The organism is Stenotrophomonas sp. P5_A8, assembly GCF_056400545.1.
Window position 1 is genome coordinate 1 of record NZ_JBFULB010000539.1, and the last position, 1,402, is coordinate 1,402.

Annotated in this window: 1 protein-coding gene; it reads left to right on the forward strand. The window is 65.5% G+C overall.

Annotation, left to right across the window (positions count from 1 at the left end; all coding sequences use genetic code 11):
• The first annotated feature begins 79 nt into the window (after nt 1–79).
• Nucleotides 80–1,318, forward strand: coding sequence for a DUF819 family protein (locus AC1DQP_RS20495; protein WP_256776358.1), 1,239 nt, complete (start codon nt 80–82; stop codon nt 1,316–1,318).
• Nucleotides 1,319–1,402: the final 84 nt, after the last annotated feature.

Consider the following 1,402-nt stretch of genomic DNA (forward strand, 5'->3'; position numbering starts at 1 on the left):
ACCAACGGTCGGCTCTACAGGTGATTGTTTTCCCGAAACGTGTGGGATCCCACGCCCATCCTCCAGGTACGCCACACCCGTGAAAGCACCCGCCCTGATCCAGAACGACATCGTCGTCTTCGGCCTGATCGCCGCCACCCTCGGCGCCGTGTTCTGGACCGCCTCGCGCGAGCAGGGGCTGTGGAAGCGCTTCTACACCGTCGTGCCGGCGTTGCTGCTGTGCTACCTGATCCCGGGCATCTACAACACGTTCGGGCTGATCGACGGGCAGAACACGCATCTGTACAACCCGGTCGCGCGCGACATCCTGCTGCCGGCGGCGTTGGTGCTGCTCACCCTGGCGGTGGACATCAAGGGCATCCTGCGGCTGGGTCCGAAACTGATCGTGATGTATCTGGGCGCCTCCTTCAGCATCATGCTCGGCGCGGTGGTGGCCTTCCAGGTGATGAAGTGGCTGCACCCGGCCACCGTAGCTGGCGACACCTGGGCCGGCATGGCGGCACTGGCCGGCAGCTGGATCGGCGGCGGCGCCAACATGCTGGCCATGCGCGAGGTGTTCGACGTCAACGCGACCACCTTCGGCCAGTTCGCGGTGGTCGATGTGGGCGTGGGCTATGTATGGATGGCGGCGCTGATCTTCCTGGCTGGCCGCGCGGCGAAGATCGACGCGCGCAGCGGTGCTGATACCTCGGGCATCGACGAACTCAAGCTGCGCATCGAGAAATTCCGCAGCGAGCACGAACGTGTGGCCAGTCTTACCGACCTGATGCTGATCGTGGCGGTGGCCTTCGGCACGGTCGGCCTGTCGCACGCGATCGCCGGCCCGGTCTCGGCGTGGTTCAAGGGCCATGTCAGTTGGGCATCGCAGTTCAGCCTGGATGCGCCGTTTGTGTGGGTCGTGGTGATTTCCACTACCTGCGGCCTGGCGCTCAGCTTCACCCGTGCGCGCAACCTGGAGGGCGCTGGCGCGTCCAAGCTGGGCTCGCTGCTGCTGTATTTCCTGATCGCCTGCATCGGCATGCAGATGGACCTGCTGGCGCTGCTGGATCGACCGTGGTTGTTCCTGTTGGGCCTGATCTGGATCGCCGTGCACATCGTGCTGCTCTGGGCGTTGGCGCGGGTGTTGAAGGTGCCGTTCTTCTACTTCGCGATCGGCTCGCAATCCAACATCGGCGGACCGGCCTCGGCACCGGTGGTCGCCGCCGCCTTCCACCCGTCGCTCGCCCCGGTCGGGGTGCTGCTGGGGACGATGGGGTATGCGACCGGGACGTACCTGGCCTACATCGTCGGGATCACGTTGCGCGCGATGGCAGGGTAGAGCCGACCGTTGGTCGGCTGTCGTGCGCTGTGACGCCACGTCAAGAGCAGCCGACCAACGGTCGGCTCTACGGCAGAAGCAATC